The organism is Lysobacter sp. GQ73, assembly GCF_059758755.1.
Genome location: NZ_JCAXEE010000001.1, coordinates 1,074,323 through 1,099,894, shown reverse-complemented (window position 1 = coordinate 1,099,894; position 25,572 = coordinate 1,074,323). Strand labels below are relative to the sequence as shown.

At 68.7% G+C, this 25,572-nt stretch carries 24 protein-coding genes and 1 tRNA gene; 11 read left to right on the top strand and 14 right to left on the bottom strand.

The genetic code is table 11. From position 1 onward, the window contains the following. Positions 1–16 precede the first annotated feature (16 nt). Positions 17–1,639 carry an FMN-binding glutamate synthase family protein gene (locus AC6CH2_RS04470; protein WP_498268095.1) on the top strand — a complete coding sequence of 541 codons (1,623 nt, stop codon included), beginning with the start codon at positions 17–19 and terminating at the stop codon, positions 1,637–1,639. Positions 1,640–2,000: 361 nt separating this feature from the next. Continuing rightward, complete coding sequence (locus AC6CH2_RS04465; RefSeq protein WP_498268094.1) at positions 2,001–2,246, top strand: hypothetical protein; 246 nt, start codon at positions 2,001–2,003, stop codon at positions 2,244–2,246. A 714-nt stretch (positions 2,247–2,960) separates the two neighbouring features. On the opposite strand, the gene arsC is transcribed toward AC6CH2_RS04465, so the two are convergent. The 3 genes from arsC to AC6CH2_RS04450 form a co-directional block, all read right to left on the bottom strand. Then, positions 2,961–3,326 (bottom strand): arsenate reductase (glutaredoxin), encoded by a 366-nt coding sequence (gene arsC, locus AC6CH2_RS04460; RefSeq protein WP_498268093.1) that lies wholly within the window; start codon positions 3,324–3,326, stop codon positions 2,961–2,963. A 200-nt stretch (positions 3,327–3,526) separates the two neighbouring features. Further along, positions 3,527–3,601: transfer RNA gene (locus tag AC6CH2_RS04455), tRNA-Val, on the bottom strand. Between the two features lie 141 nt (positions 3,602–3,742). After that, positions 3,743–4,597: a hypothetical protein gene (locus AC6CH2_RS04450; protein WP_498268092.1), complete on the bottom strand. Its 855-nt coding sequence runs from the start codon at positions 4,595–4,597 to the stop codon at positions 3,743–3,745. A 180-nt stretch (positions 4,598–4,777) separates the two neighbouring features. On the opposite strand from AC6CH2_RS04450, the gene AC6CH2_RS04445 reads away from it, so the two are divergent. Continuing rightward, positions 4,778–5,182, top strand: coding sequence for a phasin family protein (locus AC6CH2_RS04445; RefSeq protein WP_498268091.1), 405 nt, complete (start codon positions 4,778–4,780; stop codon positions 5,180–5,182). A gap of 112 nt (positions 5,183–5,294) precedes the next feature. On the opposite strand, the gene AC6CH2_RS04440 is transcribed toward AC6CH2_RS04445, so the two are convergent. From AC6CH2_RS04440 to AC6CH2_RS04430, 3 genes are read right to left on the bottom strand one after another with little or no spacing between them, the layout of a single operon-like run. After that, positions 5,295–5,894 (bottom strand): dihydrofolate reductase family protein, encoded by a 600-nt coding sequence (locus AC6CH2_RS04440; RefSeq protein ID WP_498268090.1) that lies wholly within the window; start codon positions 5,892–5,894, stop codon positions 5,295–5,297. Between the two features lie 49 nt (positions 5,895–5,943). After that, positions 5,944–6,570, bottom strand: coding sequence for a TetR/AcrR family transcriptional regulator (locus AC6CH2_RS04435; RefSeq protein WP_435395622.1), 627 nt, complete (start codon positions 6,568–6,570; stop codon positions 5,944–5,946). A gap of 34 nt (positions 6,571–6,604) precedes the next feature. Further along, the gene (locus AC6CH2_RS04430) at positions 6,605–6,862 is read right to left on the bottom strand and encodes an acyl-CoA-binding protein (protein ID WP_408953445.1); all 258 of its coding nucleotides are present in this window, start codon (positions 6,860–6,862) and stop codon (positions 6,605–6,607) included. Between the two features lie 152 nt (positions 6,863–7,014). Here AC6CH2_RS04430 and AC6CH2_RS04425 point away from each other — a divergent pair, with 152 nt between their 5' ends. Next, positions 7,015–9,003, top strand: coding sequence for an SDR family oxidoreductase (locus AC6CH2_RS04425; RefSeq protein WP_498268089.1), 1,989 nt, complete (start codon positions 7,015–7,017; stop codon positions 9,001–9,003). Positions 9,004–9,464: 461 nt separating this feature from the next. On the opposite strand, the gene AC6CH2_RS04420 is transcribed toward AC6CH2_RS04425, so the two are convergent. From AC6CH2_RS04420 to AC6CH2_RS04410, 3 genes are all read right to left on the bottom strand, one after another. Continuing rightward, entirely contained in the window at positions 9,465–10,490 is a 1,026-nt protein-coding gene (locus tag AC6CH2_RS04420) for a restriction endonuclease (protein ID WP_498268088.1), read from the bottom strand. A 379-nt stretch (positions 10,491–10,869) separates the two neighbouring features. Continuing rightward, the gene (locus tag AC6CH2_RS04415) at positions 10,870–11,472 is read right to left on the bottom strand and encodes a phasin family protein (RefSeq protein ID WP_435396872.1); all 603 of its coding nucleotides are present in this window, start codon (positions 11,470–11,472) and stop codon (positions 10,870–10,872) included. A 156-nt stretch (positions 11,473–11,628) separates the two neighbouring features. Next, positions 11,629–12,939, bottom strand: coding sequence for a patatin-like phospholipase family protein (locus tag AC6CH2_RS04410; RefSeq protein WP_498268087.1), 1,311 nt, complete (start codon positions 12,937–12,939; stop codon positions 11,629–11,631). 93 nt (positions 12,940–13,032) lie between these two features. On the opposite strand from AC6CH2_RS04410, the gene AC6CH2_RS04405 reads away from it, so the two are divergent. Further along, positions 13,033–13,848 (top strand): DUF8198 family protein, encoded by an 816-nt coding sequence (locus AC6CH2_RS04405; RefSeq protein WP_498268086.1) that lies wholly within the window; start codon positions 13,033–13,035, stop codon positions 13,846–13,848. A 406-nt stretch (positions 13,849–14,254) separates the two neighbouring features. Here the strand turns inward: AC6CH2_RS04405 and AC6CH2_RS04400 are convergent, their stop codons facing one another. Next, positions 14,255–14,530, bottom strand: a complete 276-nt coding sequence (locus tag AC6CH2_RS04400) for a polyhydroxyalkanoic acid system family protein (RefSeq protein WP_435396869.1) — start codon at positions 14,528–14,530, stop codon at positions 14,255–14,257. A gap of 201 nt (positions 14,531–14,731) precedes the next feature. On the opposite strand from AC6CH2_RS04400, the gene AC6CH2_RS04395 reads away from it, so the two are divergent. Then, positions 14,732–15,535: an FHA domain-containing protein gene (locus tag AC6CH2_RS04395; RefSeq protein ID WP_498268085.1), complete on the top strand. Its 804-nt coding sequence runs from the start codon at positions 14,732–14,734 to the stop codon at positions 15,533–15,535. 30 nt (positions 15,536–15,565) lie between these two features. Here AC6CH2_RS04395 and msrQ read toward each other — a convergent pair whose 3' ends face one another. Both msrQ and msrP read right to left on the bottom strand, forming a co-directional pair. Further along, the gene (msrQ, locus tag AC6CH2_RS04390; protein WP_498268084.1) at positions 15,566–16,183 is read right to left on the bottom strand and encodes a protein-methionine-sulfoxide reductase heme-binding subunit MsrQ; all 618 of its coding nucleotides are present in this window, start codon (positions 16,181–16,183) and stop codon (positions 15,566–15,568) included. A 112-nt stretch (positions 16,184–16,295) separates the two neighbouring features. Further along, positions 16,296–17,267, bottom strand: coding sequence for a protein-methionine-sulfoxide reductase catalytic subunit MsrP (gene msrP / locus AC6CH2_RS04385; RefSeq protein ID WP_498268083.1), 972 nt, complete (start codon positions 17,265–17,267; stop codon positions 16,296–16,298). A gap of 158 nt (positions 17,268–17,425) precedes the next feature. On the opposite strand from msrP, the gene serC reads away from it, so the two are divergent. The 4 genes from serC (at position 17,426) to aroA (ending at position 22,418) form a co-directional block, all read left to right on the top strand. Beyond that, entirely contained in the window at positions 17,426–18,511 is a 1,086-nt protein-coding gene (gene serC, locus AC6CH2_RS04380) for a 3-phosphoserine/phosphohydroxythreonine transaminase (RefSeq protein ID WP_498268082.1), read from the top strand. Positions 18,512–18,652: 141 nt separating this feature from the next. Then, positions 18,653–19,900, top strand: a complete 1,248-nt coding sequence (pheA, locus tag AC6CH2_RS04375; protein WP_498268081.1) for a prephenate dehydratase — start codon at positions 18,653–18,655, stop codon at positions 19,898–19,900. Next, positions 19,897–21,096 carry a histidinol-phosphate transaminase gene (hisC, locus tag AC6CH2_RS04370; RefSeq protein WP_498268080.1) on the top strand — a complete coding sequence of 400 codons (1,200 nt, stop codon included), beginning with the start codon at positions 19,897–19,899 and terminating at the stop codon, positions 21,094–21,096. The genes pheA and hisC overlap by 4 nt, the downstream gene beginning before the upstream one ends. Further along, positions 21,093–22,418, top strand: coding sequence for a 3-phosphoshikimate 1-carboxyvinyltransferase (gene aroA, locus AC6CH2_RS04365; protein WP_498268079.1), 1,326 nt, complete (start codon positions 21,093–21,095; stop codon positions 22,416–22,418). Before hisC ends, aroA begins: the two co-directional genes overlap by 4 nt. Before the next feature lie 206 nt (positions 22,419–22,624). Here the strand turns inward: aroA and AC6CH2_RS04360 are convergent, their stop codons facing one another. Together AC6CH2_RS04360 and AC6CH2_RS04355 are read right to left on the bottom strand one after the other, a co-directional pair. Further along, the gene (locus AC6CH2_RS04360) at positions 22,625–23,248 is read right to left on the bottom strand and encodes an energy transducer TonB (protein ID WP_498268078.1); all 624 of its coding nucleotides are present in this window, start codon (positions 23,246–23,248) and stop codon (positions 22,625–22,627) included. 143 nt (positions 23,249–23,391) lie between these two features. Further along, a complete protein-coding gene (locus AC6CH2_RS04355) occupies positions 23,392–24,060 on the bottom strand; it encodes an energy transducer TonB (protein WP_498268077.1) in 669 nt (222 codons plus the stop codon). 193 nt (positions 24,061–24,253) lie between these two features. Here AC6CH2_RS04355 and serS point away from each other — a divergent pair, with 193 nt between their 5' ends. Then, on the top strand, positions 24,254–25,546 hold the full coding sequence (gene serS, locus AC6CH2_RS04350) for a serine--tRNA ligase (protein ID WP_498268076.1): 1,293 nt from the start codon (positions 24,254–24,256) through the stop codon (positions 25,544–25,546). The last annotated feature ends 26 nt before the right edge of the window (positions 25,547–25,572 follow it).

Genomic DNA, 25,572 nt, shown 5'->3' with positions numbered 1-25,572 from the left:
AACTGATCCGATCGCCATGCGCTACGCCGCTTATGCCGCCAGCCTGCTATTGACCTTGCTCTCGTTGCTGCTGGTGTTCCTGCACCATGGCGACTGGCTGTGGGGCGTGGTCGTGTTCGGCGCACTCGCCGCACTCGGCACCTGGGACCTGTTGCAGACCCGCAGCACCCTGCGCCGCAACTATCCGGTGCTGGCGCATTTCCGCTACGGCCTGGAGTCGATCGGCCCGGAGATGCGCCAGTACTTCATTGAGGCCGACACCGCCGAGGTGCCGTTCTCGCGCCAGCAGCGCGCCTTGGTCTACCAGCGCGCCAAGTCGGTCAACGACGTGCGGCCGTTCGGCAGCTTGCAGGACGTCTACGGCCTGGACTACGAATGGATCAATCACTCGATGGCGCCCACCGCGCACGTCTCGCACGATTTCCGCATCGTCGTCGGCGAGAACACCGCACATCCGTATTCGGCCAGCGTGTTCAACATCTCGGCGATGAGCTTCGGCTCGCTGTCGGCGAACGCGATCCGCGCGCTCAACCGCGGCGCCAAGCTCGGCGGCTTTTATCACGACACCGGCGAAGGCTCGATCTCGCCGTATCACCGCGAGAACGGCGGCGACCTGGTCTGGGAAATCGGTTCGGGCTACTTCGGCTGCCGCGACGAGCGCGGGCTGTTCGACGAGGCGCGCTTCGCCGCCAACGCCGGCGACCCGCAAGTCAAGATGATCGAGATCAAGCTCTCGCAGGGCGCCAAGCCGGGCCATGGCGGCGTGCTGCCGGCGGCCAAGGTCAGCGCCGAGATCTCGGCCACGCGCGGCGTGCCGATGGGCCAGGACTGCGTCTCGCCGGCCGCGCACACCGCCTTCGATTCGCCGCAGGGCCTGCTGCATTTCGTCGCCCGCCTGCGCGAGCTGTCGGGCGGCAAGCCGACCGGCTTCAAGCTGGCGATCGGCCATCCCTGGGAATGGTTCGGCATCGCCAAGGCCATGCAGGAGACCGGCGTGCTGCCGGACTTCATCGTCGTCGACGGCGCCGAGGGCGGCACCGGTGCGGCGCCGGCGGAATTCATCGATCATGTCGGCGTGCCGATGCACGAAGCCCTGATGCTGGTCCACAACACCCTGGTCGGCCTGGAGCTGCGCGACAAGATCCGGATCGGCGCGGCCGGCCGCATCACCAGCGCCTTCGACATCGCCCGCACCCTGGCGATGGGCGCGGACTGGTGCAACGCCGGACGCGGCTACATGTTCGCCCTGGGCTGCATCCAGGCGCAGAGCTGCCACACCGACCGTTGCCCGACCGGCGTCGCGACCCAGGACCCGAGCCGCTGGCGCAAGCTCGACGTGCCGGACAAGGCCACTCGCGTATTCCACTTCCACGACAACACCCTCAAGGCCCTGCGCGACCTGCTGTGCGCCGCCGGCCTGAGCCATCCGGCCGAGATCGGGCCCGAGCATATTTTGCGTCGGGTCTCGCCGACCGAAGTGCGGTCGCTCGGCGCGTTGTACAACTTCCTCGCCCCGGGCGATCTGCTTGGGAAGATTCCGTCGCATGCGGTGTTCCAGTCGTTCTGGGCGAACGCGCGCAGCGATGCGTTCGCGGCGCCGGAGCGGTTGTTGGCGATGCGGGGCAGCAAGTCGATTTGAACAGGGCCACTCTTTATTTGGGAGCGACCTGAGTCGCGATCGCGGGACCCGCAGAAATAACAAGGCTGTCGCCGTTCTTCGAAGCGGCGTGTTTCCGCCAGGGTAGAAGCGGCGCGTGCCGCGACCGCGCTGGCCCGGTCGACGGTGTTGGTTACGGATTTCACGCCGCCTGGATTTCGATCTGTGCCGCTGCGAATCCATCCCTGTAGCAGCGACGTGAGTCGCGACGCGGGACGCGCAGAGATGACGAGGCTATCGTCATTCGCCGAGGCGATGTGCTTTCGCCAAGGTAGGAGCGGCGCAAGCCGCGACCGCCATGCCTCGATCTCGCTTCGCCATTGGGCCTGTCTGTAGGAGCGATGTGAGTCGCGACACGGGACGCGCAGAGACAACGAAGCTGTCGTCATTCGCCGAGTCGACGTGCTCTCGCCAGGGTAGGAGCGGCGCAAGCCGCGACATCGCCGTAACGGTCTTGCGGCGCATCGCCCGAACGAGCGAAATCAACATCAACATCAACATCAACATCAGGATCAAGATCAAACCCAAAGTTTCCGCCACTAAAGCGGCGGATTACTTTCTTTTGTCTAAAGCAACAAAAGAAAGGTAACCAAAGAAAAGTGCTTTTCCTTGAATCAAGGGCCCGCGCGAGCGGTGCTTCCGCAGGGATCTACATACGGGACGTCCCTGTCCCGATGAAAAACGGCCCGCATCCCTGCGGGCCGCCCTTCGGGTCTTTTCTTGCCTTCGCTAGTGCTCGGCTGCGCACAGCAAATGCAACGCAGCAAGGCATGGCGGCGAGTGAGGATGCGGTCGCGACTTGCGTCGCTCCTGCCCTGAAGCCGCTGCACCTGCGTGTCGCCCCGAATCTATCCCTGTAGGAGCGACGTGAGTCGCGACCGCGGGACGCGCGGAGATTTGAAGGCTGTCGGCATCCATCGAAGCGGCGCACTTGCGCCAGGGTAGGAGCGGCGCAAGCCGCGACATCGTTGCGGCGGCCTTGCGGCGCATGGATCGAGAAAGATCAAGATCAAACCCAAAGCTTCCGCCACTAAAGCGGCGGGTTACTTTCTTTTGTCTAAAGCAAGAAAAGAAAGGTAACCAAAGAAAAGTGCTTTTTCTTGAATCAAGGGCCCGCGCGAGCGGTGCTTCCGCAGGGATCTACATACGGGACGTCCCTGTCCCGATGAAAAACGGCCCGCATCCCAGCGGGCCGCCCTTCGGGTCTTCTATTGCCTTCGCTAATGCGGATCGGCGCACAGCAACAGCAAAAGCTTTACTGCAACTGCAACTGCAACTGCGCGGCGGGCTGACGTGCCTTGGCTCAGAGCAATTCCAGCACGCGCTCGGGCGGACGGCCGATCACGGCGCGGCCGGCGTGGACGAAGACGGGGCGTTCGATCAGGCGCGGGTGGGCGGCCATGGCGGCGATCAGTTGCTCGTCGCCGAGGGCGGGATCGGCCAGGCGGAGGTCGCGGTATTCGTCCTCGCCGCTGCGCAGCAGGTCGCGGGCCGGCAGGTCGAGCAGGGCCAGCAGTTCGCGCAGTTCGGCGACGCTTGGCGGGGTGTCGAGGTAGGCGATGACGGCCGGTTCGACGCCGCGCGCTTGCAGCAGTTCGAGGGCACCGCGCGATTTGGAGCAGCGCGGGTTGTGGTACAGGCGGGTCGGGGCCGGGTGGGCGTCGGTCATGGCGGGTCCTTACGGTTCGGTGCTGGCGCGGGCGAGGCCGGCAGCGCGGCGCATCGCAGGGCCGGCCCCTGGGTTGCTCGCGACGGGACGGCAGTGCGGGCGGGACGCTTCGGCGACAGGCGAAGCCGCGTTCGCCATCCATCCCGCTATGCCGGTCCGGAAACGAAAAAAGCCGGCTTGCGCCGGCCTTTTCGTGGAACTGGTGGGCGGTGCAGGGTTCGAACCTGCGACCCTCGCCGTGTGAAGGCGATGCTCTACCGCTGAGCTAACCGCCCGAGTCGAATCGGGCCGCAAAGTTTACAGGGGGACTCGCGGAACAGGCAAGCCTCTCGATGAATCCGCTGCCAGGACCGGGCCCTCGGCGTGCCGGCGGACCCGCGGCAGCGGCCGAACACCCCGCCAACCCCGGCCCGCGCTTACTCCAGTTGCTCCTTGGCATAGGCCGCATCCAGCGCTTCCATCGCGTCCAGCGGCTTGAGCTTGGCGGCCTTCTCGTACGCCGCGGCGGCGGCGCTTTCCTGCTTGTCGCCGTGCAGCAGCATCAGCACGTTGCCGTATTCGATGTGGGCGATCGGCGAGTCCGGGGTCAGCTTGACCGCGGTCTTGATGTGCTTCTCGGCTTCGGCGCCCTTGGCCCCGTAGGTCAGGCCGCCGATCATGCCGCCGATCTTGTTGATGATCTCGGCGTGGTACAGGGCCATCGCGGTATGCGCTTCGGCGTGCTTCGGCGACAGCTCCAGCGCGGTTTCGAGCGCGCTGCGGACCTTGCCTGCGATCCCGGCCTTGAGCGCCTTGGCGATGCTCAGGCCCTGGCTGTAGCGACCCAGGGCGAAGGCGTGGCGATAGTGGCTGTTGGCGTCCTCGGGCAGGGCCTTGATCGCGGCCTCGGCGAGCTTGGCGGCCTGTTCGAAACGGTGCAGCTTCTCGGCGTCGTCGTCGACGAGGTAGGTGGCGTGGATGCCCATGGCCTTGATCGCGACACCGGCGCCGACCGGGCCGAGCGCCTGGCCGGCGTCGAAGGCGGCCTTGAAATCGCCGCGGTGGAAGGCGCGCCAGGCGTCCTGCAGGGCGGCGGCGAGCGCGTCGGCATCCAAGCCCTTCGGGGCCGCCTTGCCGGCCGCGCCGATCAGCGCGCTGGCGCGCTTGGCGTCCGGGAAGGGCTCGGTGTCGCCGGCGTGCAGCTTGGGCCAGGCTTTCTTGAGGGCATCGCCGGCGTAGGCATAGCCCTTGGCGTCATGAGGAAACTTGGCCCAAGCGGATTTGGCAGCCATCTGCAGTCCTTGTCGACAGGTCGGGAAGGCAGCATCCCGCCGTCGCCGCGCCGTGGCAAGAGGGGCCGCGCATCGGCGCTCGCCGTCGGAAAGCTGAAGCGGCTAGTGTGATTGCTCGATGCGCCGACGCCACAGTGGCTTGGTGAAACCGCTCATCCGGAGCGGTCAGCGGAGCTAACGATGGCAGCAGTGAAACGCAAGAAACCGGCGGCGAGCGAAACCACGCTGCGCCATGTCTGGCTGGCCGGCCTGGGCCTGGTGGTGTTGGCGCGTCGCGAAGCGATCGCCGCGGCCGCCCGCGGCGTCGGCCGCGTCGACGCGCTGCAGCAGCGCGTGCGCGACCTCGCCGACGATGCGCGCAGCAACGTGCGCGGCGGCATCGAGAACGTGCGCGATCAGGTCGAGCCCAAGGTCGTCAAGTTCAGCGCCGAAGTCGAGGCCCGCCTCGCGCCGGTGCTGGACAAGCTGGGCCTGAAGAAGCCCAAGCGCGGCCAGCGCAAGGCCCGCAAGACCGCGGCGAAGAAGCCGCAGTCGCGCCGGGTGGCCGCGCGCAAGCCGGCGGCGCGCCGCGCCCGCCAGGCCTGATCGGGCCGCTCGCCAGAACCACGGCCGGTTCGCGGCGGGTTCGAACGAATCGAGAAAGGGCGCCGGTCGGCGCCCTTTCTGCGTCGCGACTCGCGATCGCATCGAGATCGCCTCAATCGGCGCCGGCGGACCGATAGCGTTCGACGACGATGCCGCAGTCGTAGGCCTGCGTGCCGATCAGGCGCAGGGCCAGGCCCCGCTCGGGGAAGATCGAGCGACCGGGGCCGACGGCGCTCGGATTGCGATAGAACTGGAACTCATCGACCAGTCCGGTGGCGGCCAGCGCCGAGGCGAAACCGGCGCCGCCGAAACACAGGATGTCGCCTCCCGGCTCGCGCTTGAGCGCCCCGACCTCGACCGACAGGCCGCGCGAGGCGACTCGGGTGCGAGGCCAGCGCGCGCCGTCCAGCTTGTCGGTGACCACGACCTTGTCCGCCTCGACCACCTTTTGGGCGAAGGCGTAAAACGGGTCGGCCGGGTAGCGCGCCGCCGCCGCGCGGGTCCAGTGGTCGATATAGCCTTGCTCGGCCATCGGCCGGCTCAGCACGATGCAGTCGGCCGCCGCGAAGCTGTCGTTGAAGGCCTGCTTGAGCGCATCGTCCCAAGGCCAGGCGCCGCTCCAGTCCCAGTTCCATAGCTGCCAGGCGATGCCGCTGTCGGCGCTGACGCGGCCGTCGACCGACATCTGCATCTGCACGATCAGCTTTCTCATCGGGTGCTCCACATGCGTCTGCAGGCGGAGGGCCTGAGCGCCCGCCGGTTCAGTCCAGATAAGCCCGGATCAAGGTGTTCAAATGCAGGCGTTCGGCGTCGCGCAGGAACGGCGCGAGCAGCATCATCACCTGGACGATGCCGTCGCGGATCGCCGCGTGCTCGTCCTTGTCGCCGCGCGCGGCGGCGTAGTTGAGCCAGAAGGTGGCGATGACCAGGACGTTGGTGGCGGTGGCGGCGAGCTCGTCGCCGGACGCGCGCATGACCCCGGCCTGCGACAGCCCGCGCATGACCATGTGGGCCTGTTCGTCGGCGCGCTTGAGGATCCGGGCGAAGCGCAGGCGCAGGCGGCGATTGCGGCTGAGGATCTCGACCAGGTCGCGGTAGAGGAAGCGGTAGTCCCAGATGCACTCGAACACCAGGTGCAGTTGCAGCCAGATGTCCTCGAGCCCGGGCAGGCGGCCTTGCGGCGCGGCCAGCGCGGCGTCCATGCGCTCCTCGAAGCGCGCGAACAGCTGCTCGATGATGTCGTCCTTGTTGCGGAAGTGGTAGTACAGATTGCCCGGGCTGATCTCCAGCTCGTCGGCGATGTGGTTGGTGGTGACGTTCGGCTCGCCCTGCGCGTTGAACATGGTCAACGCGGTGTCGAGGATGCGCTGACGGGTCTGTTTCGCCATCGGGCGTGCCGTGCAGGGGCGGGCGGGCGCGGCGTCAGCCGCGCAGTTTCTTGACCAGGTCGACGTACTTTTTCTGCGCGTCGGCCTGCGCGGTGCCCTTGAGCTTTTCCCAGGCTTCGTACTTGGCGGTGCCTACGAAGTCGAAGAAGCCGGGCTTGGGGCCGCTGACGTCGCCCTCGGCGCCCTGCTTGTACAGCGCGTACAGCCGCAGCAGGGTGTCGTTGTCGGGGCGGTCGGTCAGCGATTGGACGTCTTTGGCGGCTTGTTCGAACGCGGACTGGATATCGGACACGGCGAGCCTCTCCTGGCGCCAGGGTGAAGCGGCATAACAGCATGCAGGCCCGGGACGGTCAATACGGAAAGGAATTGTTCCGCGGCACGGGCTCTGGCACCGTAGCGCCATGCCGCCGCATTGGCGGTCGATCGGCCATCCAGGAGAGGGGTATGAGCTATTTCGTCACCGGCGCGACGGGTTTCATCGGTCGCTTCCTCGTCAGCAATCTGCTGAAACGCAAGGGCACGATCCACGTGCTGGTGCGCAAGGATTCGCAGAAAAAGTTCGACGCCACCGCAAAAAAGATGGGCTGGGACCTCAAGCGGGTGATCCCGGTTGCTGGCGACATGACCCAGGCCAAGTGCGGCCTGAGCGCCGCGCAGGTCCGCGCGCTCAACGGCAAGATCAAGCATTTCTTCCACCTGGCCGCGATCTACGACCTGACCGCCAGCCCGGCCGCGCAGCGCGCCGCCAACATCGACGGCACCCAGCACGCGCTGGACCTGGCCGCCGCGCTCAACGCCGGCTGTTTCCACCACACCAGCTCGATCGCCGCCGCCGGCATGTACCCGGGGGTGTTCCGGGAGGACATGTTCGACGAGGCCGAGGGCCTGGACGACCCCTACCTGCGCACCAAGCACGACTCCGAGGGCCTGGTGCGCGCCGAGAAACGGATCAAGTGGCGGATCTACCGCCCGGGCATGGTGGTCGGCCATTCCCAGACCGGCGAGATGGACAAGATCGACGGGCCGTACTACTTCTTCACCTTCCTCAAGAAGCTGCGCGAGATGCTGCCTCCTTGGATGCCGATGCTCGGCGTCGAAGGCGGGCGCATCAACATCATCCCGGTCGACTATGTGGTCGATGCGATGGACCACATCGCCCACAAGCCCAAGCTCGACGGCCACTGTTTCCACCTGACCGATCCGGAGCCGCAGCGCGTCGGCGAGGTGCTCAACACCTTCGCCCGCGCCGGCCACACCCCGGAGATGACCATGCGCATCGACGCGCGCATGTTCGCCTTCGTGCCCAGCAGCGTGCGCGGCGCGGTCGGCAACCTGCCACCGGTGCGGCGCTTCATCGGCATGTTGCTGCGCGACTTCAAGATTCCCAAGGAAACCCTGAAGTTCATCACCTATCCGACCCGCTTCGACAACCGCGAGACCGAGCGCGCGCTGCGCGGCAGCGGGATCAAGGTGCCGAGCCTGGACAGCTATGCCTGGCGCCTGTGGGACTACTGGGAGCGCCATCTCGACCCGGACCTGTTCATCGACCGCACCCTCAAGGGCAAGGTCCGCAACAAGGTCGTGGTGATCACCGGCGGTTCTTCGGGCATCGGCCTGGCGACCGCGGAGAAAGTGGCCGCGGCCGGCGCGGTGACGGTGATCATCGCGCGCGGCGAAGAGGAGTTGTTCAAGGCCCGCGACGCGATGAAGGCCGCCGGCGGCAAGGTCTTCGCCTACACCGCCGACCTGGCCGACATGGCCGATTGCGACCGCCTGGTCAAGCAGATCCTGGCCGAGCACGGCCACGTCGACATCCTGGTCAACAACGCCGGCCGCTCGATCCGGCGCTCGATCGAGCTCAGCTACGATCGTTTCCACGATTTCGAGCGGACCATGCAGCTCAACTATTTCGGCAGCCTGCGCCTGATCATGGGCTTCATGCCGAAGATGACCGAGCGGCGCAAGGGTCACATCATCAACATCAGCTCGATCGGCGTGCTGGCCAGCTCGCCGCGGTTCTCGGCCTACGTGGCCTCGAAAGCGGCGCTGGACGCGTTCAGCCGCTGCGCCCAGGGCGAGTTGTCGGGCAAGGGCATCAGCTTCACCACCATCAACATGCCGCTGGTGAAGACGCCGATGATCGCGCCGACCAAGATGTACGACAGCGTGCCGACCCTGACCCCGGACGAAGCCGCCGACCTGGTGGTCAAGGGCATCATCGAGCGTCCGACCCGCATCGCCACCCGCCTGGGCATTTTCGCCTCGGTGGTCAACGCGCTGGCGCCGAAGGCCTACGAGGTGGTGATGAGCACGGCGTTCGAGCTGTTCCCCGATTCGGCCGCGGCCAAGGGCGACCGCAAGGGGCTCAAGGACGAGCACGCCAGCAGCGAACAGATCGCGTTCGCGGCGCTGATGCGCGGCGTGCACTGGTAGGCGGTACGCGTTTGGCGAGCGGCGCCTGGCGCGCCGCGGGCAACGGGGCGGCTCAGGCCGCCCCGTTGCGTTTGCGCGCCGCGGTCCGTGCGGTCGCCCCTCCTACAAAGTGGATGGATCGACCCGAAGGCGTGTAGGAGCGGCGCGAGCCGCGACCGAGGTCCGGTTCGCCCGGGGTTGCCTCGCAGGCGAGGGTGCGTGTCGCGGCTCACGCCGCTCCTACAGAGTGGGATGGATCGACCCGAAGGCGTGTAGGAGCGGCGCGAGCCGCGACCGAGGTCCGGTTCGGCTTCGGGATTGCGTCGCAGGCGAGCTTACGTGTCGCGGCTTGCGCCGCTCCTACCTGGGCTCCTGCCCCGGAGCGATGGGCGGGTTCCCAGACGCGGCCCAAACGAACACGGCGCGCCGTTCGCCACGGCGCGCTGTTTCGGCTTGGATGGATTCGCTTCGGCGGGGCCGGATCAATAGGCCCGGCACTGGAAGAAGCGCACGCGGGCCTTGCTGCCCGGCGGCGGTTGCAGTTGCACGCGCGAGGAACGCAGGTCCGGGTAGGCATCGAGGATCGAGCAGATCCGGTCGATGTCCTGTTGCTGGGCATCGGTCAGGCGATAGATCAGCAGGTTCGACGGCGTCGACCACAGGGCGCGTTCGACGCCGTCGAGGGTCGAAATGCTGCGGATGACCTGGCCGCGTTCGGCCGCGGGGTTGCCGGCGGGTGCGGCGGCCGGCGGGCTGGCCGGTCGCGTCGCGGCGGCCGTGGCCGGTGCGGTCGCGGGCGGCGTCTGCGCGGCCGGCGCAGCGTCCGGTGTGGCGGCGGGCGCTGGCGTGGCCGCAGGCGGCGCGGCCGGCGCGGCGGCGGGCGTCGCGCTGTCGGATGGCGCCGGCTGCGACGGCGCCGCTTCGACCGGCGTGGCCTGTGCGGGTAAGGCGGCATCCGGCTCGCTGGAAACGAAGTGCGGCGCGACGAAGCCGGCGATCAGGCCCAGCACGATCGCCGCGGCCCAGGCGCCGACGATGGTGCCGATGCTGCGCTTCTGCGCGGCGGCGATGACTTCGTGCCGGGTCGAGGCCGGCAACTGCGGTTCGACCAGTTCCCACAGCGACTCGCCGCTGTACAGGTCCAGGCCGTTGGCGACGCGCTCTGAATTGCTGTCGAATCGCCCCGTGGTGACCATCATGCCGCCGGCGGCGCCGTTGAAGCGGACCGCATCGGCGAGTTCGGCCACGGTCGCCGCCGACACCCGGTAGTCGGCGTCGCCGAGCTTGCACGACAACAGCCAGGGCTTGCCGGCGCGCAGCAGGCGCAGCTCGGCCTGGGTGCCGCGGGCGAGGGACTCCTCGACCGATTCGGCTTCGAAGCCGCGCTCGCGCAGCGCTTCGACGATCAGGCGGGCGAACTCGCGCCAGCGCATCTTCGCCAGCCCGGCGATGCCGGTGGCGACTTCAGTGCGATGGCGGCGGTAGGACCACAGATAGGCGGTGGACACCAATCCGATCGTCAGTGCGACGGCGGCAGCAGCCCACAGGGAAAAACTCGACATGAAGCGCTAGGCCCATAAAAGACGCTGAGGATATACGGCCTGCGACATCTAGCACTTATGCGAACTGAGACGCCGTTCGCGAAATTGACGTGTTCGTCGTCGGCCGTTCCATCCAGAACGACGATTCGGTGTCAGCGTGAAGTCCGAGCCATGGCACGGCGAACGCGGCGCGTTCGGTGCCGGCATCGCGGCGATCGGGCTGCGGCGGCCGCGGGCACAAGAAAGCCCGCCAGTCCGAAACCGTAAGGGGAGGGAGCATACGGAAGCGCGGACTGGCGGGCTTAAACGATGCGCCGCGAGTAATCCGCGGCGCGGTAAAGCGCGGTTACGGTGCGACCGGCGGCTTCGGGCGCGCGATCGACTTGCGCGTGGCCTTCTTCGCCGCCGGCGCCTTCTGCGCCTTGGGCTTGGTCGGCGAAGCCTTCTTCGCGGTGGCCTTGGCCGGTGCCTTGGCCGCGGTGCGTGCGGACGGGGCGCTGCCGCCCTGGCGGCGCAGTTCGCGGGTCAGGGATTCGACGCGCTCGCTGAGGTCGGCCAGGTCGTCGCGGCCCGGCACGCCGAGCTTGACCAGGGCGCGCTGGACGCGCTCTTCGAACACCTTCTCGAGCCGGTCCCAGGTGTCGGACGCGCGTTCGCGCGCCTGGCCGACCTTGGACTCGACCGCATCGCGCAGCACGCCGGCCTGGCCGCCGGTGAACTTGCGTGCGGTCTGCTCGAGATTCAGGCCTTCCTTGACCAGGCCTTCGAACAGCTTGGTGCCCTCGGCCTGGGCGCGACCGAACGCGCCGACGCCGGCCAGCCAGATCTGCTGCGCGGATTCGCTGAGCGTCTTGGACAGGCGCTCGGCCTGGTCCTGCGCGCTGCCCTTGCCGGCGCTGCCGCTCTTGCCGGTGGTCTTCTTAGCGGTCTTCTTGAACTTGGCGGCCATGGACGTCCTGTAATGAGTGCTATCGCTGTGCACTCAAGATGGCCCCCCTGTCTAGAGTAATCACACCAACCGCGATCGAGAGCGAGAAGTGAGAAACGAGGAGTGAAAAACGAGTGAAAGCCGACTCGTTCTTGCTCGCTTCTCACTCCTCATCGCTCACTTCTCGCTCCTGGCCGCAGAGGCCGTCCTGCGCCGCCGAGGCCGCGGCTGCGCGACCAGCCGGTCGACGTCGTCCAGCGCACGCCGCAAGCGTGCGGTGGTCTCGGTATCGCGCCTGGGCGGGGTGATGCCGTCGAGGATCGAGCGCTGCCGGTCGGCGATCACGTCCCGGCGCAGGCGCAGGCCGTGCGCGGCGAGCACCGGTTCGAGCACGTCGGCGCGCAGGTGCAGGTCGGCCAGGGTGTTGCGGTAAGCGATCTCGCAGATGCGCTGGCGCGCCGAGAAGCTGAAGGCGTTGGTGAAGAACAACTCGCGGTCTTCGGCGTTGGGTTCGAACACCAGTTGGTCGATGTCCGGGTATTGCTGGGCGTAGCGGGCCAGGCCGACCTGCATGCGCGATTGCAGCAGGGTGCGGAAGGTCTGCGACAGCACCGCGGGCAGGCCGCCCGCGGCCAGGCTGTTGTCCTCGGCGACCGGCACGCCCTGGTTGTGGTTGAACGGCACCAGCGGGTTGATGCCGATCAGCAGGTCGATGCCGCGGTCGAGCACCACCGAGGCGTGCATGGTCCGGCGCAGCGCGCCGTCGACGAAATGGCGGCCGCGGATCTGCACCGGCGGATACAGCCCGGGCAGCGCGGCGCTGGCCTGGACCGCCTTGGAGATCGGCACGTCGCTCCAGTTGTCGCCGCCGAAACGGACCGCGTCGCCGCTGTCGATGTCGACCGCGACCACGTACAGCTCGGCGTCGAGTTCGCGGAAGTCGTTGCTGCGGCCGCGGCGGGTGAAGACCTCGCGCAGGAACAGCTCGACCTGGGCGTTGTCGAACAGGCCGTTCGGGATCAGGCCGCCGAAGCGGGTGATCAGGTCCGACCAGCGCGCCTCGAGCGGCGAGAACAGCAGTTCGCGCCACCACTCGGTCGCCAGGCGCGGAAAGCTCGCCGCGCGCTTGACGTATTCGAGAAAGGCCGGGCGCATGAAGGTTTCCGGACGGAACTCGACATCGGCGCTGTCGCCGGTGACGAAAATCCTGCACATCTCCGCGGTGTCCATGCGGTTGGCCAGGCCGGCGGCGAGGAAGGCGCCGCTGCTGACGCCGACGTAACAATCCAGGCGGGTGAGGTCGAGGCCTTCGATCGCTTCGTCGAGCGCGCGCAGGGCGCCGAGCTCGTACATGCCGCCGATGGGACCGCCGCCGGCGATGGCCAGGCCGATCTTCGGGGCCGAAGCTCCGGAGCCGGGAGCAGCTTGGGTGCCGTGGGCCGAACGTTTGCGGCTCGCCCGGTTCCGGGCGGAATGGAGTGACAGCATGTGATAGGCAGCACGGCCCGGACGGAATTGGTCGAGTGTAGCCCAGGACGGGCGGGGCACCAGGGGGGCGGGACTAAGGTCTGAGCCCGCTCGATGAATGCCGCATCGGTCGGGTCGTCGGTCGCCCCATCGCTCGCCCCATCGCTCGGCTTGCGGAGGCCGGCCGGCGCCGCGATCATTCCGGCGATGGCCAGGGCGACCGAACATAGCCAGCGTCTGGGGTGTCTGCTGGCCCGCCACCAGGCCCTGCACGATCCCGTGCGCGAACCGCGCAACCGGCTGCGCTGGCTGCCCGAACTGCGGCTATGGCAGGCGCGGCGCCTGGAGGCGAGCTTCGACCGCTTCCTGAGCGACCCGCGTCGGCGCCCGGCGGCGCAGTTCTTTCTCAGCGACGTTTATAACGACCGCGACTTCAGCCGCCGCGACGCCGACATCGCCAAGGTCCTGCCGATGATGCAGAAGCTGTTGCCGGGCTCGTTGCTGATTACGGTCGCCGATGCGATCGAGCTGGGCCTGCTGACCCACGCCTTCGACCTGCGCATGGCCGAGCGCCTGCAGGCGCTGGCGCCGCGCCGGCGCCGTCTGGACGGCCCGCTGTACGCGCGGACCTACCGCGCCTGCGGCCTGCCGCGGTTGCGCGGCCACCAGATCGACCTGATCGCCGCGGTCGGCCTGGGCCTGGGTCGGGCGGTGCGGACGCCGGGCATCCTGACCCTGCTCAAGCTCTCGCGCGGCCCGGCCAAGGCGGCCGGCCTGTCGGAGTTGCAGGGGTTTCTGGAGCGAGGCTTCGCCGCGTTCGGCCGGCTCGGCGACGTGCGCGAGTTCATCGCCGAGATCGAGCAGGACGAACGCGACATCGCCGAGCGGCTGTTCGCCGGCGAGGCCGATCCCTTTCCGAGCCTGGAGTGATGCGCGCCTGGACTGATCATCCTCCAGAGTGATCCGCGCCGGGATCGGCCGATGCGGCGACGGCCGTGCGGCGGCTCAGGCCGATGCGCGAACGAATGCCGGCAGGCCTCATGCCGACGCGCGCTGCGAATCTTGTCGAAATACAGACGCTGCCCCGCCGATCGTGCATCGACCTGCGACAGGTCGGCCAGCCGCTCGGGCGGTCCGCCGTGGGCCGCGAACAGGACGAACTCCAGCGTTTCACCGGGGCCGGTGGGCGGACGAGTCGACCGCCACGGATGCGGGCGCGCTCTATGCGAAACCGTTCGTTTGCGCCGAACTCGCCCTCGGCCTCCCGGTCCTCGCGTTCGAGGGCGTCCTCGAGCTCGACCAGGCGGGCTCGGTCATGGGTCGGCGTGAAGACGGTTTACTTGAACCGTTCTTCCAGCACCCGGCGGATTTCCGACTCGATCGGGCCCTTGAGGGCGCCGAGCAGGAAACCGAGTTGCGCGGTCACGTGCAACTGGTTCGGCTGCAGCGAGATCTTGCCGTCGACGCCGCTGCGCACGAAGTTGAGGGTGTCGCCGACCCAGTCGTATTCGACATCGAAACGTTCGGCGAGCTTCTTCGCGACGTCCTCGACGGCTTTGCGGGCCTTGGCCGGTGCGAGCGAATGCGGGTGGCGGATATCGATGCTGGACATGGTCTGGGTTCTCCCTGGAGGCCGGTATTGTGGGGGCAGGGACGGGCGCATCCAAGCCTGACCGCGCCGCGCGAAGGCGCGGTGTAGCGCCGCCCGGAGCGGCGATGCGCCGGCGCATGCTTGCGAATGCGCCGCGGCGATGCGATCCGGCGGCGCCCGCGGGGTGTGAGCCGATTCGACAACCTGCTAGATTGCGGCGGAGTGAGCGCCCTCAAACTTCGATACCCCAACCGCGAACATGCCGACCTGGCCCTCAAGCCCGGGGTGCATGCGATCGGGCGCGATCCGGCCGGACGCACCGTGCTGGTGGAAGACGCCGGCGCGGCGATCGCCCAACTCAGCGTCGACCGCCGCGGCGTCTGGCTGCAGGTGCGCGAAGGCCTGCGCGGCCTGCACGTCAACGGCCGCCCGGTGAAACGCGTGGCGATGCTGCGCGCCGGCGATGCGATCTTTCTCGACGGCGTCGAACTGCTGCTGATCGACGACAAGCCTGAGCCCGCGCCGCCGTTCGGGGTCGACATCCCGGCCGATTCGCGCATGGTCGTACGCGGCGTCGGCGGCATTCATCACGGACGCTGCTACACCCTGGAGCAGCCGCGCCTGATCGGCCGCGCCGGCGATTGCGACATCCGCATCAACGAACCGGCTTTCGCCGACCGCCACGCGCGCCTGGAGGCCCATGCCGACGGCGTGGTGTTGCGCGATGTCGGCTCGGTCGACGGCAGCGTGGTCAACGGCCAGCCGGTGCGGCACGCCTTGCTCAAGCCCGGCGACCAATTGCTGCTCGATGGCCAGCACCGCTTCGTGATCGAAGCGCCGACCCGCCAGTTCAGCGCGGCCGAAGCCCTGCAGGCCCAGTTGGCCCAGGAAGCGGCCTCGAACGAAGAGCGCATGCCGCCGCCGTCGGCGCTGCCGGCCTCGGTGCGGCGCATGCCCTGGCTGCTGCTGGCCGCGGTGGTCATGGCCGGCCTGCTGAGCCTGCTGCTGCTGTACGGCACCCGCTGAGCTCCAGCTGTCCCCTGGGCCGAACCGCGCCTATCGCGCCGCGGCCCGGCGCCGCGTCCGCGCCTCGGCGACCTTGCGCCACAGCCGCCAACCCAACAGCAGGGTCAGGATCGCGGCGTACAGCAGGGGCTCGCGGATATCCGACTTCACCAGCCACCAGAAATGCAGCACCGCCAGTACGGCGATCGGATACACGAGCCGGTGCAACTGCCCCCAGCGCCGGCCCAGGCGCCGCATCATGCCCTGGGTCGAGGTGACCGCGAGCGGGATCAGCAGCAGCCAGGCCAGAAAACCCACGGTGATATAGGGCCGCTTGGCGATTTCCTCGAAGATCTGGGTCCAATAACCCTTGAGGTCGAGCGCCAGGTACGCGGTCAGGTGCAGGCTGGCATAGAAGAAGGCGTACAGCCCGAGCATGCGGCGGAAGCGCAGCAGCACGGTCTGGCCGCTGAGCTGGCGCAACGGCGTGACCGCCAGGGCGATCATCAGCAGGCGCAGCGCCCACAAGCCCAGGCGATGTTCGATCTCGGCGATCGGGTCGGCGCCGAGCCCGCCGCCACCGGTCAGCACCTCTTCGCGGATCTGCCAGGCCAGGATCGCCGCCGGGGTCAAGGCCAGGCCATGCACGACCAGCTTGGCCCAGACCACGCCCGCCGGTGTCCGGCGTTTAGTCGCCGGACGCGGCGGCCGGCCCGGCGAGGGCGAGGGTGCAACTGTCGCGTTCGAAGTCGTCGCGTCGGCCATCGAATCCTGCGCCATCTCAGAACCAGGTCCGCAGGTTCATGCCGGCGTACAGGCCGGCGACCTGGTCGCCATAGCCGTTGAACAAACGGGTCGGGATGCGCTCGGCGAACAGCTTGCTGCCGGTGCCGGCGATGCGGCGCTCGTTCTTCTGGCTCCAGCGCGGGTGGTCGACGCTGGGGTTCACGTTCGAGAAGAACCCATATTCGCTGGGTTGCAGCTCGTTCCAACTGGTGCGCGGCCGGCGCTCGACGAAGGTGATGGCGATGATCGACTTGATGCTCTTGAAGCCGTACTTCCACGGCACCACCAGGCGCAGCGGCGCGCCGTTCTGCTGCGGCAGGGATTTACCGTACAGGCCGGTCGCGAGCAGGGTCAGCGGGTGCATCGCCTCGTCGATGCGCAGCCCCTCGCGATACGGCCAATCGATCGAGGGGTAGGCGATGCCGGGCATCTGCTTGCGGTCGGCTAGGGTAGTGAAGGCGACGTACTTGGCCTTGGAGGTCGGCTCGAAGCGCTTGAGCACGTCGGCCAGCGGCACCCCGAGCCAGGGGATCACCATCGACCAGCCCTCGACGCAGCGCAGCCGGTAGATCCGCTCCTGCGGGGTCAGCCCCTTGATCAGGTCCTCGAGCGAGAGCTTGCCCGGCTTGGCGCAGGCGCCGCCGACCGCGACCGTCCACGGGCTGGTGCGCAGGGTCCGCGCGGCCTTCGAGGGGTCGGACTTGTCGGTGCCGAACTCGTAGAAGTTGTTGTAAGTGGTGATGTCTTCATAACGAGTCAGCACCTCGTCGGTGCGGAACCCGGCCTGCATCTGCTCCGGGCTCGGCGCCGGCCGCGCCGGCGGCGAGGGCGGCTCGGCCTCGGCGCAGCCGGACAGGCCCAGGGCCGGGCTCAGGGCGAAGGCGGCCAGCAGGCGCCGGCGCTCGCGGTAGACCGCTTCGTCGGTGACCTGGGAGGAGGGGATGGAAAGTGCATCGCGCAATGACATGAGACAGCTCCGGGAGGCGAGTCCGAGTCCTCAACGCATACCGGACCCGATGTGAGGATAGAGGCAGCCAGCGGGGCAAAAGTTGCGCGAGAAACGGAGGCGCACACGGTGTTGCACTGCGGCATACTGAGGGGCCAACCCCCACTACGGAGTTTCCGATGTCCCGCGCTTTCAACTTTAGTGCCGGTCCCGCGACCCTGCCCGAACCGGTCCTGCTGCAGGCGCAGTCGGAACTGCTGGAGTGGAACAACGCCGGGGCCTCGATCGTCGAGCTCAGCCACCGCGGCCCGGAGTTCATCCAGGTCGCCGCCGAGGCCGAACGCGACTTGCGCGCGCTGATGTCGATTCCGGAAGATTACGCGGTGATGTTCCTGCAGGGCGGCGCGACCGCGCAACAGGCCTTGATCGCGCTGAACTTCGCGAACCCGGGCCAGACCGTCGACTACGTGGTCACCGGCCACTGGGGCAAGACCGCGCTCAAGCAGGTCAAGCCCTACGTCAACGCCAACATCGCCGCGAGCGGCGAGGCCGACGGCTTCCGCACCATCCCGGCGCGCGACACCTGGAACCTGTCCAAGGACGCGGCCTACGTCCACTACACCGCCAACGAGACCATCCACGGCGTCGAGTTCCGCGACATCCCCGACACCGGCGAGGTGCCGCTGATCGGCGACTTCAGCTCCAGCATCGTGTCCGAACCGCTCGAGGTGTCGAAGTTCGGGGTGATCTATGCCGGCGCGCAGAAGAACCTCGGCCCGGTCGGCGTCAGCGTGGTCATCGTCAAGCGCGAGCTGCTCGAACGCGCCGGCCAGCCGCGCGCGGAAATCTTCGACTACCGCGCCCACGTCAAGGGCGAGTCGATGCTCAACACGCCGCCGACCTGGAACTGGTATCTGGCCGGCCTGGTGTTCAAGTGGATGTTGGCCGAAGGCGGCGTGGAAGAGTTCGCCAAGCGCAACGACCGCAAGTCCAAGCTGCTGTACGGCGTGATCGACAACTCCGGCGGGTTCTACCGCAACGAGGTGGCGGCCGCCGCGCGTTCGCGCATGAACGTGCCGTTCTTCCTCAAGGACGAAGCGCTCGACAAGCCCTTCCTGAAGGAGGCGCAGGACGCCGGCCTGATCTCGCTCAAGGGCCATCGCGCTCTCGGCGGCATGCGCGCCTCGATCTACAACGCGATGCCTGAGCAGGGCGTGCAAGCACTCGCAGCCTTCATGCAGGACTTCCAGCAACGGCACGGATAAGCGGCCACGCCGGTCCGGTGCCGTATCGGCATCGGCCGCGGCTGCGAACGCCCGGTCAGGGATGGCCGGGCCGTGCGATCCGAACGCTACAGGTTGCGCCAGGAACGGCGCGGCAACCGCTTCGGTAGCGACGAGACGACAATGACCTCCAAGTCCCGCAAGACCCCGAAAGCAGACAGCAAGTCGCCGGCCGAACCCGGCAGGCAGACACCGGCCGCCGCCAAAGGCGCGACCGCAAAGAAGACCGCCGGCAAGCCGAAAGCGGCGCCCAAGGCCGTCCCCAAGGCAACACCCGAAGCCGCCGCCGCGGCCAGTCCCGACCTGGCCCTGTTGCGCGAGCGCATCGACGGCATCGACCGCCACATCCAGGAACTGATCGGCGAGCGCGCGCAGTTCGCCAACCAGGTCGGCAAGGCCAAGGGCAAGCTCGCCGCGGCGGTGGATTACTACCGCCCCGAGCGCGAAGCCCAGGTGCTGCGCCGGGTGGTCGACCGCAACGACGGCCCGCTCAACGACGAAGTGCTGGTGCGCCTGTTCCGCGAAATCATGTCGGCCTGCCTGGCCCAGCAGGAGCCGCTCAAGATCGGCTTCCTCGGCCCGGAAGGCACGCACTCGCAGCAGGCGGTGTACAAGCACTTCGGCCACTCGATCCACGGCCTGCCGCTGGCGAGCATCGAAGAGGTGTTCCAGGAAGTCGAGGCCGGCAGCGCCGATTTCGGCGTGGTGCCGGTCGAGAATTCGACCCAGGGCACGATCCAGTCGACCCTCGACATGTTCCTGACCTCCAAGCTCAAGATCAGCGGCGAAGTCGAACTGCGCGTGCACCAGCACCTGCTGTCGCGCAGCGGCCGCATCGAGGACATCGAACGGGTCTATTCGCACCCGCAGTCGTTCGCCCAGTGCAAGGCCTGGTTGCGCGAGTACCTCCCGAAGGCCGAGAAGATCGCGGTGTCGAGCAACGCCGAAGCCGCGCGCCGCGCCCGCAATGCCGACGACGCCGCGGCGATCGCCGGCGCCAGCGCCGGCAACGTCTACGGGCTGCGCACCGTCGCCGGGCCGATCGAGGACCGGCCCGACAACACCACCCGCTTCCTGGTGATCGGCCGCGAGCTGTTCACTCCGTCGGGCAACGACCGCACCTCGCTGCTGATCTTCATTAAGGACCAGCCGGGCGCGCTCTACAACGTGCTCTCGCCGTTCGCCAAGCGCGGCCTGAGCATGAACCGCATCGAGTCGCGCCCGGGCCACACCGGCCGCTGGCAGTACGCGTTCTTCGTCGACATCGGCGGCCATGTGCAGGAGCCGGCGATGCGCGAAGCGCTGGAAGAACTGGAAGAGCTGGCGCACGAAGTGAAGGTGCTCGGCTCCTACCCGGTGGCGATCGCATGAGCGCGGCGGCCCCGCAAGCGCGACAGCCGGCCAATGGCGAGGGCAGGGATGCGTCTGGCAGCGGCAGGCCGGCCTACGACGAAGCCTGGTTCGCCGCGCGCGCGCAGGCCGGCATCCAGCGCCTGAAGGCCTACGACCCGGGCCACGACCTGGTCGCACTGCGACGCCGTTTCGGCGAGGCCCATCTCGCCGAGCTGGGCTCCAACGAGAACCCGTACGGCCCCTCGCCGCAGGCGCGCGCGGCGATCCTCGATCGCCTGCATGCGCTGCACCGCTATCCCGATCCGCTCGGCGCCGATCTCAAGCGCGCGCTGGCCGCCAGGCACGGCGTCGACGTCGCCCAGGTCCAGCTCGGCAATGGCTCGCACGAGCTGCTGATGCAGCTCGCGCAGGTGTTCGCCGGCCCCGGCGACGAGGTGGTGTTCTCGCGTTACGGCTTCGCCGTGTTCGCGCTCGCCACCCAGGCCGCCGGCGCGACCATGCGCATCGTCGAGGCCTTGCCGCGCGATGCGGCGATGCCCTGCGGTCACGACCTCGATGCGATCGCGGCGGCGATCGGCCCGGCCACGCGCTTGGTCTACCTGGCCAACCCGAACAACCCGACCGGTACCTGGTTCGGCCGCGAGGCGATGATCGATTTCCTCGACCGAGTGCCGTCCGAGGTGCTGGTGGTGATGGACGAGGCCTACGCCGAAATGGCCGACGCCCCGGACTACGCCAGCGCGCTGTCTCTGCTCGGCCGCTACCCGAACCTCGCCATCACCCGCACCTTCAGCAAGGCCTATGGCCTGGCCGGCTTGCGGGTCGGCTATCTGCTCGCCCAGCCGGGTTTGATCCGGGTCATGGACCGGGTGCGCGAAAGCTTCAACGTCAACGGCCCGGCCCTGGCTGCGTGCACCGCGGCGTTGGCCGACGAGGCGCATCTGGACTGGGCCTGCGCGCGCAACGCCGAGCAGCGCGCCGCGCTGGCGGCGGCCTTGCAGCAGCGCGGCCTGCGCGTCTTCCCTTCGCAGACGAATTTCGTCCTGGTCGAGTTCGGTCCGCGCACCGCGCAGATCGAAGCGGCCCTGGTCGAGCGCGGCGTGATCCTGCGGCCGATGGCCGGCTATGGGCTCGCCGATTGCCTGCGGATCAGTGTCGGCTCGCCCGACGAGAACCGCCGCCTGCTGGCGGCATTGGACCAAGTGCTGACATGAGTGCGCTCATCGAAGAACAAGCGGCCTGGACGGCCGGGTCGGGTTCGCCCCTGCGCGGTTCGCTGCGCGTGCCGGGCGACAAATCGGTTTCGCACCGGGCGGTGATGCTCGGCGCGCTGGCCGAAGGCGTCACCCGCGTCACCGGGTTCCTGGAAGGCGAAGACACCCGCGCCACCGCGCGCGTGTTCGAGCGCCTGGGCGTGCGCATCGAAACGCCGAGCGCGAGCGAACGCATCGTCCACGGCGTCGGCATGCACGGCCTGCGCGGCGTCGCCGAAGCACTGGATTGCGGCAACGCCGGCACCGGCATGCGCCTGCTCGCCGGCGTGCTGGCCGGGCAGGACTTCGACAGCGTGCTGATCGGCGATGCCTCGTTGTCGAAGCGGCCGATGCGCCGGGTCACCGAGCCGCTTGCGGCGATGGGCGCGCAGATCGGCACCGAGGACGGCGGCCTGCCGCCGCTGCGGATCCGCGGCGGCCGTTCGCTGCAAGGCATCGAATACACCTTGCCGGTCGCCAGCGCGCAGGTGAAGTCGGCGCTGCTGCTGGCCGGCCTGTACGCCTACGGCGACACCGTCGTGCACGAGCCGCACCCGACCCGCGACTACACCGAGCGCATGCTGGCCGCGTTCGGCTGGCCGATCGAGTTCTCGCCCGGCTACGCGCGCCTGAGCGGCGGCCACGTGCTGCGCGCCACCGACATCGCGGTGCCGGCCGATTTCTCCTCGGCGGCGTTCTTTCTGGTCGCCGCGAGCGTGGTGCCGGGGTCTGACCTGCATCTGCAAGCGGTCGGCATGAACCCGCGCCGCACCGGCTTGCTCGGCGCGCTGCGGCTGATGGGCGCCGACATCGTCGAAGAAAACCCGCGCGCCGAGGGCGGCGAGCCGGTCGCCGACCTGCGGGTGCGCTACGCGCCGCTACACGGCATCGACGTGCCGGAAGCGCTGGTGCCGGACATGATCGACGAATTCCCGGCCCTGTTCATCGCCGCGGCCACCGCGGAGGGCCGCACCACGATCCGTGGCGCCGCCGAGCTGCGGGTCAAGGAGTCCGACCGCATCGCGACCATGGCCACGGGCCTGCGCGTGCTCGGCGCGAACATCGTCGAAACGCCCGACGGTGCGGTCATCGAAGGCGGCGCCTTGCACGGCGGCGAGGTCGACAGTCACGGCGATCACCGCATCGCGATGAGCTTCGCGATCGCCGCGCAGTTGGCCGACGGCGAGGTCCGCATCGGCGACGTCGCCAACGTCGCGACCTCGTTCCCGGGCTTCGAGGCCCTGGCGGCGAAGGCGGGCATGCGGGTCGCTGCGGCCGGGTAGGGCGCAGGAGTGCTTGTCGCGAATTAAAAACGGCGGCCTTGGGCCGCCGTTTTGCTGTGTAGGATTCGCGATGGGTGATGGAAGTGATTGGGTTCGCCATCGTCGCGGCCTGTCCTCGATGGTGGCCGGAAGGTTCGGCGTGAGTTTCGTCGTCGCCGGCCTTCGCCATCATTCTCGGTTTGTCCCGGCTCCGGCAGGAATCTCCGTCAGTGGGGTTTGAACTCCACCGGCTGCTCGACCACCGAGGCCACTTCGCGGCCGTCGCGGGTCGCCGGACGGAAGCGCCAATCGCGCACCGCGACCAGCGCGGCGCGGTCGAGTTCGCGCGAACCGCTGTGGCGCGCGATTTCGACCTCTTCGGGCTTGCCGTCGGCGCCGACGTTGACCCGCACGACCACGGTGCCGCCTTCGCCGCGGCGCAGAGCGCCGCTGGGATAGCGCGGCTCGGGATTGCCGGTGGCCAGCGGCAGCGCCTCGGTCGCACTCGGCGGCGCGGTCGCCGCGACAGCCGGGGTCGCCGGCTTCGCCGCAGTTTCGGCGGCGGCAGCGGCCACCGTCGCCTTGCGTGCGGCGACTGCCGGCGCGGTTTCGCCGGCGGCCATGTTGCGATCGATCGGCGGGACGATCACCAGCGGCATCGCCCGGGCCGGCGGCGGCGCCGGCGGACGCTTGCCGTAGTAGTACCAGCCCATGAAGGCGGCGCCGAGCAGGAGCAGCAACAGCCATAGACCGGTCGAACTGGAGACGGTTTCGATCGCGCCGTCCTCGGGTGCCTGGATGGCGTCGAAGTCAGGCCGGTTCGGGTCGAGTGGATGTGACGCAACGCTCATTTTTAGCTCCTTTCCGCGATTTCGAAGGCGAAAGCGCGCGCCGAGCTTCCAAGCGCGCTCGTTAGCCTGCGGTGAACGGAAGGTAAAGAAGTCAGGCGAGCGTCAGCCGGGCTGCGCATTGCAGACACGGATCACTACTTGAATCACTGGTTGGCGTTGAAGGTGATCGGCACGATCACCGCATCGGCGACCGGGCGGCCGTTGCGCATCGCCGGACGGAAGCGCCAGTGGCGCACGGCGGACACCGCCGCGCGATCGAGCAGGCGCGAACCGCTGCCTTCGACGATCTGCACATCGCCGGTCGCCCCCTGTTCGTCGACCGACACCCGGATCCGCACCGTGCCGCCTTCGCCGCGGCGCAGGGCCTGCGCCGGGTACTGCGGCGGGCGATTGCCGGGCAGCGGCGCAGCCGGGGTCTGCGCGGCGGCGGACGCGGCCGGCGCGGCCGGCTGCGCGCTCGGCATGGTTTGCGGCGGCGCCGGCGGGTTCGGGTTCTCGACCAGTTCGGCGCGCTCTTCGTCCTGCCCCGGCGCCGCGGCCTGCGGCGACTGCTGCGCGTCCGGGGCGACGCCTTCGCCGCCGGTCCCGGCCGGCGCCGGCAGGGGCGCGTACTGCGGCGTGGCGCCGGCCGGCAGCGCGCCGTCGGCGCGGTAGAAGTCGTCGCTGTTGTTGCGGTTGCTCGACCACACCCACGCGAACAGGCCCAGGCCGATGGCGAACGCCCCCAATATCAACAGCCAGGCCTTGCCCGAGGGGCGCCAGGCGGCGAAATCGAAGAAGCGGCGCGACGAAGCGGGGGGCGTGGTCGACATGGGCGGTCCGAATGTGCGTTGGGCCGCATTCTGCAACGAAACGCCCGAAAGCGTCGCCCGCGGCCTGCGATCCGGCCCCGGTTCGGCCCTCGCCGGCCCGCGATCGACCGGCTCGGGCAACTACGAGGTTCGCGAAAACCGCCGACTGACGCGATAATCTGCGGTTCTTCTCGCCACTGCGACCGGCTACGCCATGCTCGATCCGACCCTGCTGCGCCAACAGCCCGCCGAACTCGCCGCACGCCTGCGCGAAACGCGCGGCTACGTCCTCGACCCGGCCGTGCTGGAATCGCTGGAGAGCGAGCGCAAGCAGATCCAGGTGCGCACCCAGGAGCTGCAGAACCTGCGCAATACGCGCTCCAAGGCGATCGGCCAGGCCAAGGCCAAGGGCGAGGACGTCGCGCCGCTGATGGCCGAGGTCGCCGCGTTCGGCGACGAGCTCAAGGCCAGCGAAGCGCGCCTGGATGCGATCAAGGCCGAGATCGAAGCGATCGCGCTCGGCATCCCGAACCTGCCGCACGCCTCGGTGCCGGCCGGCAAGGACGAGGCCGACAACGTCGAGATCCACCGTTGGGGCAGCCCGCGCACGTTCGACTTCGAGGTCAAGGACCACGTCGAACTCGGCGCCCGCAACGGCTGGCTCGACGGCGACACCGCCGCCAAGCTGTCGGGCGCGCGCTTCACCGTGCTGCGCGGCGGACTGGCCCGGCTGCACCGCGCCCTGGCCCAGTTCATGATCGACCTGCACACCGAGCAGCACGGCTACCAGGAAACCAGCGTGCCTCTGCTGGTCAACGCCGACTCGATGCGCGGCACCGGCCAGTTGCCCAAGTTCGAGGACGACCTGTTCGCGACCGTGGTCGGCGAGGGCGAAGCGGCGAGCAAGCGTTACCTGATCCCGACCTCGGAAGTGCCGCTGACCAACATCGTCCGCGACGAGATCGTCGAAGACGCCGCGCTGCCGTTGCGCATGACCGCGCACTCGATGTGTTTCCGCGCCGAAGCCGGCAGCCACGGCCGCGACACCCGCGGCATGATCCGCCAGCACCAGTTCGAGAAGGTCGAACTGGTCAGCATCGCGCGCCCGGACGAAAGCTACGACGAACACGAGCGCATGACCCGCTGCGCCGAGGTCGTGCTCGAGACCCTCGGCCTGCCGTACAAGCGCATGCTGCTGTGCACCGGCGACATGGGCTTCGCCGCGACCAAGACCTACGACCTGGAAGTCTGGCTGCCGAGCCAGAACACCTACCGCGAGATTTCCTCCTGCTCGAACTGCGAGGCCTTCCAGGCCCGCCGCATGCAGGCGCGCTGGCGCAACCCGGCCACCGGCAAGCCCGAGCTCGCCCACACCCTCAACGGCTCCGGCGTCGCCGTCGGCCGCGCCATGATCGCGGTCATGGAGAACTACCAGAACGCCGACGGCTCGATCACCGTGCCCGAGGCGCTGCGCCGCTACATGGGCGGCGTCGAAGTGCTGAGCTGATCGTCCGCCGCGTCGCAAGGAAGGCA